Consider the following 14047-nt stretch of genomic DNA (forward strand, 5'->3'; position numbering starts at 1 on the left):
CATATATACAGGAGCCACCATGCACACCCGTACCTTGCTTGTCGCTTCACTCTCAATGTTCGCCACCGCCGCTGTCGCCCAGACGCAATACGCCTGGGTGGGCACCTACAACCCCAACGGCGAAGGGCTGTACCGCTTTACCGTTGATCCGCAAACCGGCGCGCTGGCGAATAAAACGCTGGTGAGCAAACTGCCGAATGCGGCGCAGTTGACCCTTTCACAGGACGGCAAAACGCTGTATCTGGCAAGCGAAGTGGAGCAGGGCGTGGTGCAGGCGCTGCGCGTCGGCGATAACGGTGCGCTGAGCGAGCTCAATCAGGTGGCCTCCGGCGGCGCGGGGCCGGTTTACCTGTCGCTGACCCCGAACGGTCGCCATCTGCTGGTGGCCAACTACGTCAGCGGGTCGATTGCCGTTTTGCCGATCAAGGCAGACGGCAGCCTGGGTGAAGCCACGGACACACATCAGGACAAGGGCGAACCGGGCGCGGCGAAGCCCGAAGCCGCTGCGGAGGGCAGCTTTGCCATCAGCGATCATAATGGCCCCCACGCGCATATGATCGCCGCCGATCCGAGCGGAAAATACGTATTTTCCACCGATCTGGGGCTGGATCGCCTCTACCAGTACCGTTTTGACGATCGAACCGGGAAGCTGACGCCGAACGATCCACCGTTTATCAGCGCTTCCTCGAAAGGCGCCGGGCCGCGCCACTTTGTCTTTACGCCAAAAGGCGATGCCCTGTGGCTGATTAACGAAGAGGCGTCTACGCTCACCCATTATACCGTGAACGCCAACGGCACCTTAAAAGAGGGCAAAACGCTTTCAGCCCTACCGGAAGGCTACAAAGGCACCAGCTTTGCTGCCGGGCTGGCATTAAGCGCTGATGGCAAACAGCTGTATGTGGCTAACCGTTTGCATAACAGCATCGGGCACTTTACCGTAACAGCGGAGGGTACGCTGACGCATCAGGACGATGTGTGGACGCGTGGTGATTATCCCCGCACCCTGACGCTCGATAAACAGGGGCGCTGGCTGTACGTCATGAACCAGCGGAGCGACAACATTACCCGTTTCCGCGTGGGTCAGGACGGCAAGCTAAGCTTTGAGCCAGACTATACCCCGGTCGGCAGCCCATCCCAGATGGTCATTTCACCTTAAGCCGTAAGAGGACAAACCCGTGCGATTTCCGAACCAACGTTTAGCGCAACTTTTCGATCTGTTGCAAAACGAGACGCTGCCGCAGGACGAGCTGGCGCAGCGGCTGTCGGTCTCCACGCGAACCGTCCGTGCGGACATTACAGCCCTTAACGCGCTGCTGGCCAGCCACGGCGCGCAGTTTATCCTGAGCCGGGGCAACGGCTACCAGCTCAAAATTGAGGATGCCGGGCGCTATCAGCAGCTTCAGGCATCCCACCCGCGCGCGCTGCGTATCCCGCGGACCGGGCCGGAGCGTGTACATTATCTGGTGGTGCGTTTTCTCACCTCGGCGTTTTCGCTTAAGCTGGAGGATCTGGCGGACGAGTGGTTCGTCAGCCGCGCCACGCTGCAAAGCGACATGGCGGAGGTGCGCGAGTGGTTTCATCGTTACAACCTGACGCTGGAAACCCGTCCGCGCCACGGCATGAAGCTGTTTGGCAGCGAGATGTCCACCCGCGCCTGCCTGACCGATCTGCTCTGGGAGCTGGCGCAGCAGGACAGCCTGAACCCGCTGGTGACCGACGTGGCGCTGAATGCGGGCGTGGCGGAGCAGATGGTGCCGGTGCTGCACGACGCCCTGACGCGTCACCACATTCGCCTGACCGATGAAGGCGAGCTGTTCCTGCGCCTGTACTGTGCGGTGTCGGTGCGGCGCATCAGCGAGGGCTATCCGCTGCCGGAATTCCACGCCGAAGATGTGGAAGAGAACGTGCGCGAGGCGGCGAAGGATATCGCGGTGACCATCCAGCAACTGGCGGGCAAAACGCTTTCGCCGTCGGAGGAGAGCTGGCTGTGCGTGCACATTGCGGCGCGGCAGATTCAGGAGATTGCCCCGAGCGCAATTAACGCCGACGATGATGAAGCGCTGGTCAACTACATCCTGCGCTACATCAACACCCACTATAACTACAACCTGCTCAGCGACGCGCAGCTGCACGCGGACCTGCTCACGCATATCAAAACCATGATTACCCGCGTGCGGTATCAAATCATGATCCCCAATCCGCTGCTGGATAACATCAAGCAGCACTACCCGATGGCGTGGGACATGACCCTCGCGGCGGTGTCGAGCTGGGGCAAATACACGCCGTATGTGATCAGCGAAAACGAGATTGGTTTCCTGGTGCTGCATATTGGCGTCGGGCTGGAGCGCCACTACAACATTGGCTACCAGCGTCAGCCGCGCGTGCTGCTGGTATGCGACGCCGGTAATGCCATGGTACGCATGATTGAGGCGGTGCTGCAGCGTAAATACCCGCAGATTGAGGTCACGCGCACGCTCACCCTGCGCGAGTACGAGCTGGCGGAAACGATTGGCGAAGACTTTGTGATCGCCACCGCCCGCGTCAGCGAAAAGTCAAAACCGGTGGTGATGATTGCCCCGTTCCCGACCGACTATCAGTTAGAACAGATTGGCAAACTGGTGCTGGTGGACCGCACCCGCCCGTGGATGCTGGATAAATACTTCGACGCGGCCCATTTCCGCATTATCGACAAGCCGATCGATCAGCAGACGCTGTTCCGCGAGCTATGTGAACAGCTTGAAGGCGAGGGTTTTGTCGGCGCGGAGTTCCTGGATTCCGTCGTCGAGCGTGAAGCTATCGTCAGCACCATGCTCGGCGACGGCATTGCGCTCCCGCACTCCCTCGGCCTGCTGGCGCAGAAAACGGTGGTCTACACCGTGCTGGCCCCGCACGGCGTTCAGTGGGGCGACGAAACCGCGCACGTCATCTTCCTGCTCGCCATCAGCAAAAGCGAATACGAAGAGGCGATGGCGATTTACGATATCTTCGTCACCTTCTTGCGCGAGCGGGCGATGTCACGTCTCTGTAGCTGCGAGGATTTTGCCGGGTTTAAGGCGGTGGCGATGGAGAGTTTGAGTCGTTTTTGAGAGGCGTAATCCAGAATTCGATGTAATGCGAATGTAATGCTAAACTGCATTACACATTCGATTTTACTGGAGTCATAATGGCCACGCTAAACGTCCGTCTGGATGACAAACTCAAAAACGAGGCTTATGCCGTGCTGGAAAAACTCAATATTACCCCAACGGAAGCGGTGCGATTGCTGTTTCAGTACATTGCTGAAACGGGGCGCATGCCGGTGAAAACGGTCACCATTAGCGACAGCGAAGATGCGCTGATACAGACAGTTCGGGAGCGACTGGCTAATCCACAAAAGGGAATTAAGGTTAGCCTGGATGACTTATGAGTTTGAGTTTGCCTGAGGGCGTTATAATGAGTGATACAGAAAAAGAGAAAAATCAGCCGCTTATCATGACGCAAACAAACGGCTCTAACGCTCACCGCAAATGATGCACAACCTGGTTGCTGCTGCCGCGCCAGATGAGCGCCGGGTCTTTTAAATCCTGCACGAACTTGCCGTCGACCAGCACGTTAATCAGATCCACGACTTCCATTTGCTGCGCGTTCAGCTCATCGAGCTTGTAGCCTGTCCAGACCCAGATATCTTTTCCCGAGCACTCGCGGCGAATGCGCTTCACCAGCTTCAAAATATCCGGCACGTTTTGCGGATGCAGCGGATCGCCGCCGGAGAGCGAGATTCCCTGGCGGTGAATGCGCGTGTCGTTCAGGTCGCTGATGATTTTATCTTCCATCTCCGCGGTAAACGGCATACCGGAATTCAGGCGCCAGGTGCTTTTGTTGTAGCAGCCAGGGCATTCGTGGACGCAGCCAGAGACGAACAGGGTGCAGCGGGTGCCGGGGCCGTTGACGATGTCGACGGGGTAGTACTGGTGATAGTTCATAGCGTTAACCTGATGCCCTCACCCCGGCCCTCTCCCACAGGGAGAGGGAGAAAACCGGAGTCAGGCTTAGCAATGTGCTCGATCGGTTCCCTCTCCCTTGAGGGAGAGGGGTAGGGTGAGGGGGAGAACCCTGCGCAGAACTTACCCGATCTGCCCATTCCCCAAATGCTTCACGCGACGCTTCACCTCTTCCTGCTTGCCCGCGTTAAACGGACGCGCGTCCGGGCTGCCGAGGTAGCCGCACACGCGACGAGTCACGGAGACGCGGGCCGCGTCGTGGTTGCCGCATTTCGGGCAGGTAAAGCCTTTGCTCGTACACTCGAACTCACCGGTAAAGCCGCACTCGTAGCACTCGTCGATAGGCGTGTTGGTCCCGTAATACGGCACGTGCTGATAGCTGTAATCCCACACGTCTTCCAGCGCCTTCAGGTTGTGCTGAATGTTCGGGTACTCGCCGTAGCAGATGAAGCCGCCGCTGGCGATCGGCGGATAGGCCGCTTCGAAGTCGATCTTGTCGTACGGGTTCACCTTCTTCTCCACGTCGAGGTGGAAGCTGTTGGTGTAGTACCCTTTGTCGGTCACGCCTTCCACAATCCCGAACTCGGCGGTGTCCAGACGGCAGAAGCGGTCGCACAGGTTTTCGCTCGGCGTGCTGTAGAGGCTAAAGCCGTAGCCGGTTTCCTCTTTCCACTGGTCAACCGCGTCGCGCAGGCGCTGAACGATGGCGATGCCTTTTTCGCGCAGGGCCTCACTGTCGTACATGTGCGTGTCGCCAAACAGCGCGTTGATGGTTTCGTGGATGCCGATATAGCCCAGCGAAATGGACGCGCGGCCGTTTTTGAAGATCTCCGAAACGTCATCGTCCGCCTTCAGGCGCACGCCGCAGGCCCCTTCCATATAGAGGATTGGCGCGACGCGGGCTTTCACCCCTTCCAGACGGGCGATACGGGTCATCAGCGCTTTCCGCGCCAGCTGCAGACGTTCATCCAGCAGTGTCCAGAATTCAGCTTCATTGCCTTTCGCCTCCAGCGCGATGCGCGGCAGGTTGAGGCTGATGACGCCCAGGTTGTTACGCCCGTCGTGGATCTGCTCGCCGTTTTCATCTTCGTACACGCCGAGGAAGCTGCGGCAGCCCATAGGCGTTTTAAACGAACCGGTCACTTTGACGACCTGATCGTAGTTCAGGATGTCGGGGTACATGCGCTTGCTCGCGCACTCCAGCGCCAGCTGTTTGATATCGTAGTTTGGATCGCCAAACTTGTGGTTCAGGCCGTCGCGAATCGCGAACACCAGTTTCGGGAACACCGCCGTTTTGCGGTTCTTACCGAGGCCGGAAATGCGGTTGCGCAGGATGGACTGCTGGATCAGGCGCGATTCCCAGCTGGTGCCCAGGCCAAAGCCGAAGGTCACAAACGGCGTCTGGCCGTTGGCGGTGTGCAGCGTGTTCACCTCATACTCCAGCGACTGGAAGGCGTCGTAGCACTCTTTCTCGGTGCGGGAATGGGCGTAGCCGTCAGCGTCCGGGATCTGCCACTCTTCAGCCGTTTTACGATGCTTGTTGAAGCTCGCCGTGACGAACGGAGCCAGCACTTCGTCAATGCGGTTAATGGTGGTCCCGCCATAAATGTGGCTGGCGACCTGGGCGATAATCTGCGCCGTGACCGCGGTGGCCGTGGAGATCGACTTAGGCGGTTCAATCTCGGCGTTACCCATTTTAAAACCGTGGGTCAGCATGCCTTTCAGGTCGATCAGCATGCAGTTGAACATCGGGAAGAACGGCGAATAGTCGAGGTCGTGGTAGTGGATCTCGCCGCGCTCGTGCGCAGACACCACGTCGCGCGGCAGAAGGTGCTGACGGGCATAGTGTTTGGCGACGATACCGGCCAGCAGGTCGCGCTGGGTGGGGATCACTTTACTGTCTTTGTTGGCGTTTTCATTGAGCAGGGCGGAGTTGGTCTGCTCGACCAGGCCACGGATCTCCTGGTTCAGACGACCGCGTTTCTCGCGCTGCACGTCACGATCGTGGCGGTACTCAATGTAGGCGCGCGCCAGCTGCTTGTAGGGCCCCGCCATCAGCTGGTTCTCAACCGCGGTCTGGATCTCATTGATATCGACCTGGCTGCGTTCGTTCATCTGGCTGCTAACGACTTCTGCGACGGTGGCGCAGTAATCTGCGTCATCGACTCCCGCTGCTTTAGCTGCACGCAGAATGGCTTCCTGGATGCGCTCTGATTTAAACGGCACTTTACAGCCATCACGTTTCATCACATGCGGTGTCATGATCACTCCATTTTTGAAAACAGGTTATCCACAGAGGTGGAGAAGTATTCACCGGACGCATTTCCCGCCAGGCCAAAGACTTCCCGCGTTCCCAGCTCGTGTTATCCACAATTCCGGCCAGCGTAAGCGCCGTCTTGTTGTTGGAATAGTAGACGATAAATACAAGATATTGGGTCGGCATGCATTTTAAGTGCTACATATAGTGATTTGCATCAAACATGTTTGCGATTTATTTGATTCAGAACAAAGTAAAAAGGCGAGAGTACAAACGGCGGGCGCTACAGCATTTGTAAAGGCGAGCGAGAAAAATCTGATTAATTATTCAACAAAAACAGTAAAGTAAGCCGGGTGCAGGGCTGCACCCGGCAGGACGGTTACTGTTGCAACCACCAGACCGCTTCAAACGGACGCAGCGTCGTCATTTGCGGTGCCGGGTAGTTACTCATCAGCACCTGCGGCTGACCGCTGAGAGCGTCTGTCTGCCATTCCTGAGGCGTATGGCTCAGGTTTGCCGCCACTATCAGCGTCTGTCCTTGCCACTGGCGGCGATAGCACCAAAGAGAAGGATGTTCCGGCAGGAGATCTTCATAATCTCCCCACGTCAGCACCGGCAGGGTTTTGCGCAGGCTAATCAGCGACTGATAGGTATAGAAGACGGAATCCGCATCGTCCAGCGCCGCGCGGGCGTTCACGGTTTCGTAGTTGTCGCAGACGCCAATCCACGGTTCGCCCTCGCTAAAGCCCGCATTGTGCGACGCGTCCCACTGCATTGGGGTTCGCCCGTTATCCCGGGACTTACTCGCCAGAATCGCCAGTAATTCATCCGGATCGCGGCCGTTGGCGCGCAGTTCGGCGAACATGTTCAGGCTTTCCACGTCGCGGTAATCGGTGATGCGGCTGAAGTGCGGGTTCGTCATCCCCAGCTCTTCACCCTGGTAAATATACGGCGTGCCCTGCATGCCGTGCAGCACCATCCCGAGCATCTTTGCGGCGTAAACCCGGTATTCTCCTTCGTCACCGAAGCGCGACACGATACGCGGCTGGTCGTGGTTACACCAGAACAGCGCGTTCCAGGCTTTGTTATGCATCCCCTGCTGCCAGTGGCGGAAGAGGGTTTTCAGCGCCACGAAGTCCGGCTTCGCCTTCGTCCACTTTTCGCCGCCGGGGTAGTCCACCTTCAGGTGGTGGAAGTTAAAGGTCATCGACAGCTCGCGGCCATCGAGAGAAGCATACTGCTGGCAGTTCTCCAGCGAAGTCGAGGACATCTCGCCTACCGTCATCAGGTTGCGCGGGGTGAAGACGTCGCGACTCATCTCCTGCAGATATTCATGGATGCGCGGCCCGTCAGTGTAGAAGCGGCGACCGTCACCCGTCTCGTCATTCGGGAAATCCTGATCTTTCGAAATCAGGTTAATGACATCGAGGCGCAAGCCGTCGACGCCGCGGTCGGCCCAGAACTCGCACACCTTTTTCAGCTCGGCGCGCACCGCCGGATTTTCCCAGTTGAGGTCCGCCTGCTCCGGCGCGAACAGGTGCAGGTAATACTGCTCGCTCTCCGCGTGCCAGCGCCAGGCGTTGCCACCAAACTTGGAGCGCCAGTTGTTGGGCAACTGCTCAGGCGTGCCGTCGCGCCAGATGTAGAACTGGCGGTACGGGCTCGCTTTGTTCAGCGATTCCCGGAACCAGGGGTGCTGGGTTGAGGTGTGGTTGAACACCATATCCAGCACGATGCGAATGCCGCGCTGGTGCGCCTCGGCGACCAGTTCGTCGAAATCATCCAGCGTGCCGTACGCCGGGTCGATGGCGGTGTAATTCGCCACGTCGTAGCCGTTATCCACCTGCGGGGAGATATAAAACGGCGTCAGCCAGATGGCGTCGATGCCGAGGGTTTTCAGGTAGTCCAGACGCTGCGTCACGCCGCGTAAATCGCCGGTGCCGCTGCCGGTGGTGTCCTGGAAACTCTTGGGGTAAATCTGGTAGATAACGCCGTTTTGCCACCAGTGAGGAAGGGTATTCATAGTGTGTTCCTGCAAATGCGAAGGGGCGCAACTGCGCCCCGAAAGAGAGAGTTAAACAATCTGCAGCGAGCCCTGACGGAACTTACGCTGGTAAACCACGGTAGTCAGCGCCATTGGGACGATAATCGCGATGGCCATTGCCAGGGCGAACACCTGCCAGTAAGCGGGCTGGATGGAGAGGATGCCCGGCAGGCCGCCGACGCCAATCCCGTTTGCCATTACGCCGTTCAGTCCGCACACCAGGCCCGCCAGACCGGAGCCGATCATCGCGCAGAGCATCGGGAAGCGGTATTTCAGGTTGATACCGTACATCGCCGGTTCGGTGACGCCGAGGTAGGCGGAGATGGCCGCCGGAACGGAGATCTCGCGTTCGTTGTGCTTGCGGCTGACGATGATGATGCCGGTCACCGCGGACGCCTGAGCAATGTTAGACAGGGCGATAATCGGCCAGACCGGCGTGCCGCCGAGGCTCTGAATCATCTGCATATCAATGGCCAGCGTGGTCTGGTGCACGCCGGTGATCACCAGCGGAGCGTACAGGAAGCCAAACAGCGCGGCGCCAATCGGGGCGAAGCTGCCGGTCATCAGGTGGCGCACCGCGAAGGCTACGCCGTCGCCAATCATGCGGCCAAACGGACCGATAAAGGCGTGCGCCAGGAAGACCGCCAGAATCAGCGAGCAGACCGGCACCACCACCAGATAGAGGTAATCCGGCACGATGCGCTTCAGTCGGGTTTCAATAAAGCCCAGCGCCAGGCCCGCCAGCAGGGCCGGAATGACCTGCGCCTGATAGCCCACTTTGGCGATGGTAAACAGGCCGAAGTTCCACACCTCAGGCACCTGCTGACCAAGTAAGTAAGCGTTCATTAACTGCGGAGAGACCAGCGTGACGCCCAGTACGATACCGAGGATCGGCGTACCGCCCATCTTGCGCACGGCGGACCAGCAGATCCCGACCGGCAGATAGAAGAAGATCGCCTCGCCAATCAGCCACAGGAAGTCGTACACGGTTTTCAGCGCCGGATACATCTGCGCCAGGGTTTTGCCGTCGCTCATCGGCACGTCGCCGATGACGTTACGGAAGCCTAAGATCAAGCCTCCGCTGATCAGCGCCGGCAGGAGCGGGAAGAAGATCTCCGCAAAGTGGGAAATCAGCTGCTCGTGCCACTTCATGTTCTGGCGCGCGGCCTTCTTCGCCTGCTCTTTATCGGCGGAGGAGTGCCCGGTCGTTGCCAGCAGAGCCTGATAGTAATCGCCCACTTCGGTACCAATCACGACCTGGAACTGACCGGCGTTAGTGAAGCAGCCTTTAACCATGGAGAGTTCTTCAATGGCCTTCGGGTTGGCTTTGGCCGGATCGTTCAGCACGAAGCGCAGGCGGGTAATGCAATGGCTGACGGTAGCGATGTTTTCGCGGCCGCCGACCAGGACGATCAGCCGATCGATATCTGCTTGTTTGACTTTACTCATCATGAAACCTCATGACAGATGGTGAGGGGGTGTAATGACCTGAGCGCAAGCCTACTCCTTCAGCGTGACGGCGAAAATGGGAACGTTCCCGAAATCAGGCGAAGATCACAATAATCTGTTTTAGGAGGGTTACGAAAGGTGAGCGGGAATGACGATCTGACGCGGCTCAGCGCGCCCGTTGATCTGCTCGATCAGCTGCGTGGCGGCCTGTCTGCCGGACTCGGCGTAGCCCGGATCGACGGTGATGATCTCCGGGTGCAGGAACTTCATCAGCGGCGTGCTGCCGACGCTCGCCACCTGCAGGTTATCGATGCGCTGCTCCTGCAGATATTTGCTGGCACCCAGCGCCAGGGTATCCGTGGCGCACACCAGCGCGGTGGTCTGCGGCGTCAGAACGCTGGCGACCTGCTCGTAGCCCTGCTTCATGCCCAGCCCCGGCAGAGAGGCCACGGCGGAGAGGTTGTGCTTTTTGCAAAAGGCCAGATAGGCCTCATGGCGACGCTTGCCTGTGGTGACGTCCGCGTGCGGCACGCCGAGGAAGCTGATATGACGATGGCCTTCGTCAAACAGGCGCTGCATCAGGGTGATAATCGCGCCCTCGTCGTCATAGCAGACGGAGGCAAAACCGTGGGCATCGCGCGCCAGCAGCACCAGCGACGGCTGCCAGGGTTTTAGCATCTCGTCTTTGATGCCGGTAAAGCCGAACAGCACCACGCCGTCAATGTTGCGCCGCTGGAGCATGCCCAGATGCTCTTCCACCAGCTGTGGCGAGAACTGGCTCTCCATCATGATCGGGTCATATCCCTGCTCATAGAAGGCGGGCAGCATGGTCTGCACGGCGAGGTTTTCAGACAGAGAGTCCAGACGCGAAACAATGATGGCGACCACTTTGTCACTCTGCCCGCGCATGGCGCGCGCGGAGCGGGAAGGGGAAAAGCCGTGCTGATTCATGACCGCCTCAACGCGCTCGCGGGTGCGTTCGCTGACGCCGCTTTCGTTGTTCAGCACGCGTGAGACGGTTGATTTCCCCACGCCGCTTAAACGCGCGATGTCTTTAATCGTAAGGCGGTTCTGCATGCTGTATTCCCTGTAACAACGACAAAATGGTCAATTGAGCCTAATGCTATAGCGCGATTTCGCTATGGGCAAAGTCTGGTTTACGTTCGGTTTATTTGCAGGGGGGTATAATACCGCCCGAATCGTCACAAAGGGTACGCTTAAATCCTTATACTGCGCGGCGACACCCTACTTTTTACTTACCGGAGGCTTCATGGATCCCGATCCCACACCTCTCCTGAACGGGAGAATGCGTTCTTTCCGGTAAGCCAGCCTGTTGCTGACTCACCGGTGATGTGAGGCAGCAACGTCCCAAACGTTCCTGCTTGAAAAATTGAGTGCCTCTCAGGTACGGCCTTGCCACGCCTGAAGGAAATGCTGCGTCCGCATTCGCGGATGCGGAGGAATGACTATGTTTAAAAATATCACTCGGCAGCTGCAGGCCCTGCTGAGCCGCCACCTGCCACACCGTCTGGTTCAGCGCGACCCGCTGCCAAACGCCAAAAACATGGCGGGGGCGGCGATCCCCGCGTCCCTGACCGAACGCTGCCTGAACGTGGCGGCGATGGATGAAAACGAAGTCTGGCGCGCCTTTGGCGGACACCCGGAAGGGCTGAACTCGTCAGAAGTGGAAAAAATCCGCGCCGTGCACGGCGATAACCTCATTCCGGCACAAAAGCCGTCTCCGTGGTGGGTGCATCTGTGGCTCTGCTACCGCAACCCGTTCAACCTGCTGCTGACCGTGCTGGGCCTCATCTCCTATGCGACGGAAGATCTGTTTGCCGCAGGGGTGATTGCCCTGATGGTGGGCATCTCCACGCTGCTGAACTTTATTCAGGAGGCCCGCTCCACCAAAGCGGCGGACGCCCTGAAGGCGATGGTCAGCAACACCGCGACCGTCTCGCGCGTGATCAACGATCTCGGCGAAAACGCCTGGGTGGAATTGCCTATCGACCAGCTGGTGCCGGGCGATCTGGTGAAGCTGGCCGCGGGGGACATGATCCCGGCGGATTTGCGCATCATCCAGGCGCGCGATCTCTTCGTCGCGCAGGCCTCCCTGACCGGGGAATCCCTGCCCGTTGAAAAGGTGGCGCGCAGCCGCGACCCGCAGCAGATGAACCCGCTCGAGTGTGACACCCTGTGCTTTATGGGCACCACGGTGGTCAGCGGCACCGCGCAGGCAATTGTCACCGCCACCGGGGGCAACACCTGGTTTGGTCAGCTTGCCGGACGCGTCAGCGAGCAGGAGAGCGAGCCGAACGCCTTCCAGAAGGGGATTGGCCGCGTCAGCATGCTGCTGATCCGCTTTATGATGGTGATGACGCCGATCGTGCTGCTGATCAACGGCTACACCAAGGGAGACTGGTGGGAAGCTGCGCTGTTTGCGCTCTCCGTGGCGGTCGGCTTAACGCCGGAAATGCTGCCGATGATTGTCACCTCCACGCTGGCGCGCGGGGCGGTAAAACTGTCGAAACAGAAGGTGATCGTCAAACACCTCGACGCCATTCAGAACTTTGGCGCGATGGACATCCTCTGCACCGATAAAACCGGCACCCTGACGCAGGACAAAATCGTGCTGGAGAACCACACCGATATCTCCGGCAAAACCAGCGAGCGCGTGCTGCACAGCGCGTGGCTGAACAGCCATTACCAGACCGGGCTGAAAAACCTGCTCGACGTCGCGGTGCTGGAAGGGGTGGATGAAGAGTCCGCCCGCACGCTCTCCGGCCGCTGGCAGAAGGTGGATGAGATCCCGTTCGACTTCGAGCGCCGCCGGATGTCGGTGGTGGTGAGCGAGCAGACGGATGTGCATCAGCTGATCTGCAAAGGCGCGCTGCAGGAGATCCTCAACGTGTCCACGCAGGTACGCTATAACGGCGACATCGTGCCTCTGGACGACACCATGCTGCGCCGCATCAAGCGCGTCACGGACAACCTGAACCGTCAGGGGCTGCGCGTGGTGGCGGTGGCGAGCAAGTTCCTGCCGGCGCGTGAAGGGGACTATCAGCGTATCGACGAATCCGATCTGATCCTCGAGGGTTACATCGCCTTCCTCGATCCGCCGAAAGAGACCACCGCGCCGGCGCTGAAAGCGCTGAAGGCGAGCGGTATTACCGTCAAAATTCTCACCGGCGACAGCGAGCTGGTGGCGGCCAAAGTGTGCCACGAGGTGGGGCTGGACGCGGGTGACGTGGTAGTGGGGAGCGATATTGAACATCTCTCTGATGACGAGCTGGCGAAGCTTGCCCAGCGCACCACGCTGTTTGCCCGCCTGACGCCGATGCATAAAGAGCGCATCGTCACCCTGCTTAAGCGCGAAGGACACGTGGTGGGCTTTATGGGCGACGGCATCAACGACGCGCCCGCTCTGCGTGCGGCGGATATCGGTATCTCCGTAGACGGGGCGGTCGATATTGCCCGCGAAGCGGCGGATATCATTCTGCTGGAAAAGAGCCTGATGGTGCTGGAGGAGGGCGTCATCGAAGGGCGCCGTACCTTTGCCAATATGCTCAAGTACATCAAGATGACCGCCAGCTCCAACTTCGGTAACGTCTTCAGCGTGCTGGTGGCGAGCGCGTTTCTGCCGTTCCTGCCGATGCTGCCGCTGCACCTGCTGATCCAGAACCTGATGTACGATGTCTCTCAGGTGGCGATTCCGTTTGATAACGTCGACGACGAGCAGATCCAGAAGCCGCAGCACTGGAACCCGGCAGATCTTGGGCGCTTTATGCTGTTCTTTGGCCCGATCAGCTCCATCTTCGACATTCTGACCTTCTGCCTGATGTGGTTTGTGTTCCACGCCAACACCCCGGAACACCAGACGCTGTTCCAGTCCGGCTGGTTCGTGGTCGGGCTGCTGTCGCAGACGCTGATTGTGCATATGATCCGCACGCGCCGCATTCCGTTCATCCAGAGCCGCGCCGCGTGGCCGCTGATTGTGATGACGGGGATTGTTATGGCGCTCGGCATCGCGCTGCCATTCTCACCGCTGGCGAGCTACCTGCAGCTGCAGGCGCTGCCGCTGAGCTACTTCCCGTGGCTGGTGGCGATCCTCGCAGGCTATATGGTGCTGACCCAGATGGTGAAAGGGTTCTATGCGCGTCGGTATGGGTGGCAGTAACGGCAAGCCCGGTGGCGCCGCGCTTACCGGGCCTACGATCCGAACGTAGGCCGGGTAAGGCGAAGCCGCCACCCGGCAATAGCTTTCCTCTCAAATTCAACAACCTGTGATCTCCGTCGGCGCATTCGCTTGACGACAAA

The 14047-nt window shown here is 59.0% G+C and carries 9 protein-coding genes; 4 read left to right on the forward strand and 5 right to left on the reverse strand.

All coding sequences use genetic code 11. From position 1 onward, the window contains the following. Positions 1 to 19: 19 nt before the first annotated feature. The 3 genes from AC4IC4_RS02360 to AC4IC4_RS02370 all read left to right on the forward strand — a co-directional run bounded on the left by AC4IC4_RS02360 (position 20) and on the right by AC4IC4_RS02370 (position 3406). Positions 20 to 1156 carry a lactonase family protein gene (locus AC4IC4_RS02360; protein WP_491472077.1) on the forward strand — a complete coding sequence of 379 codons (1137 nt, stop codon included), beginning with the start codon at positions 20 to 22 and terminating at the stop codon, positions 1154 to 1156. 19 nt (positions 1157 to 1175) lie between these two features. Then, positions 1176 to 3086, forward strand: coding sequence for a BglG family transcription antiterminator (locus AC4IC4_RS02365; protein WP_024907271.1), 1911 nt, complete (start codon positions 1176 to 1178; stop codon positions 3084 to 3086). A 77-nt stretch (positions 3087 to 3163) separates the two neighbouring features. Further along, positions 3164 to 3406: a type II toxin-antitoxin system RelB/DinJ family antitoxin gene (locus tag AC4IC4_RS02370; protein ID WP_262808866.1), complete on the forward strand. Its 243-nt coding sequence runs from the start codon at positions 3164 to 3166 to the stop codon at positions 3404 to 3406. Between the two features lie 91 nt (positions 3407 to 3497). Here the strand turns inward: AC4IC4_RS02370 and nrdG are convergent, their stop codons facing one another. The 5 genes from nrdG to treR all read right to left on the reverse strand — a co-directional run bounded on the left by nrdG (position 3498) and on the right by treR (position 10807). Then, positions 3498 to 3962 (reverse strand): anaerobic ribonucleoside-triphosphate reductase-activating protein, encoded by a 465-nt coding sequence (nrdG, locus tag AC4IC4_RS02375; protein ID WP_420289452.1) that lies wholly within the window; start codon positions 3960 to 3962, stop codon positions 3498 to 3500. Between the two features lie 141 nt (positions 3963 to 4103). Further along, on the reverse strand, positions 4104 to 6242 hold the full coding sequence (nrdD, locus tag AC4IC4_RS02380; RefSeq protein WP_023334309.1) for an anaerobic ribonucleoside-triphosphate reductase: 2139 nt from the start codon (positions 6240 to 6242) through the stop codon (positions 4104 to 4106). Positions 6243 to 6616: 374 nt separating this feature from the next. Further along, on the reverse strand, positions 6617 to 8260 hold the full coding sequence (treC, locus tag AC4IC4_RS02385) for an alpha,alpha-phosphotrehalase (RefSeq protein ID WP_491472078.1): 1644 nt from the start codon (positions 8258 to 8260) through the stop codon (positions 6617 to 6619). Between the two features lie 51 nt (positions 8261 to 8311). Next, entirely contained in the window at positions 8312 to 9730 is a 1419-nt protein-coding gene (gene treB / locus AC4IC4_RS02390) for a PTS trehalose transporter subunit IIBC (RefSeq protein WP_029739268.1), read from the reverse strand. 129 nt (positions 9731 to 9859) lie between these two features. Continuing rightward, a complete protein-coding gene (treR, locus tag AC4IC4_RS02395; protein WP_024907266.1) occupies positions 9860 to 10807 on the reverse strand; it encodes a trehalose operon repressor TreR in 948 nt (315 codons plus the stop codon). 391 nt (positions 10808 to 11198) lie between these two features. Here treR and mgtA point away from each other — a divergent pair, with 391 nt between their 5' ends. Next, positions 11199 to 13907 carry a magnesium-translocating P-type ATPase gene (gene mgtA, locus AC4IC4_RS02400; protein ID WP_463726521.1) on the forward strand — a complete coding sequence of 903 codons (2709 nt, stop codon included), beginning with the start codon at positions 11199 to 11201 and terminating at the stop codon, positions 13905 to 13907. The last annotated feature ends 140 nt before the right edge of the window (positions 13908 to 14047 follow it).

The sequence above is a fragment of the Enterobacter sp. Taxon_2 genome, from assembly GCF_058355295.1.

Coding starts and splice junctions, on each gene's coding strand:
- AC4IC4_RS02360 (WP_491472077.1), top strand. CDS start 20: ATGCACACCCGTACCTTGCTTGTCGCTTCACTCTCAATGTTCGCCACC.
- AC4IC4_RS02370 (WP_262808866.1), top strand. CDS start 3,164: ATGGCCACGCTAAACGTCCGTCTGGATGACAAACTCAAAAACGAGGCT.
- nrdG (WP_420289452.1), bottom strand. CDS start 3,962: ATGAACTATCACCAGTACTACCCCGTCGACATCGTCAACGGCCCCGGC.
- nrdD (WP_023334309.1), bottom strand. CDS start 6,242: ATGACACCGCATGTGATGAAACGTGATGGCTGTAAAGTGCCGTTTAAA.
- treC (WP_491472078.1), bottom strand. CDS start 8,260: ATGAATACCCTTCCTCACTGGTGGCAAAACGGCGTTATCTACCAGATT.
- treB (WP_029739268.1), bottom strand. CDS start 9,730: ATGAGTAAAGTCAAACAAGCAGATATCGATCGGCTGATCGTCCTGGTC.
- treR (WP_024907266.1), bottom strand. CDS start 10,807: ATGCAGAACCGCCTTACGATTAAAGACATCGCGCGTTTAAGCGGCGTG.
- mgtA (WP_463726521.1), top strand. CDS start 11,199: ATGTTTAAAAATATCACTCGGCAGCTGCAGGCCCTGCTGAGCCGCCAC.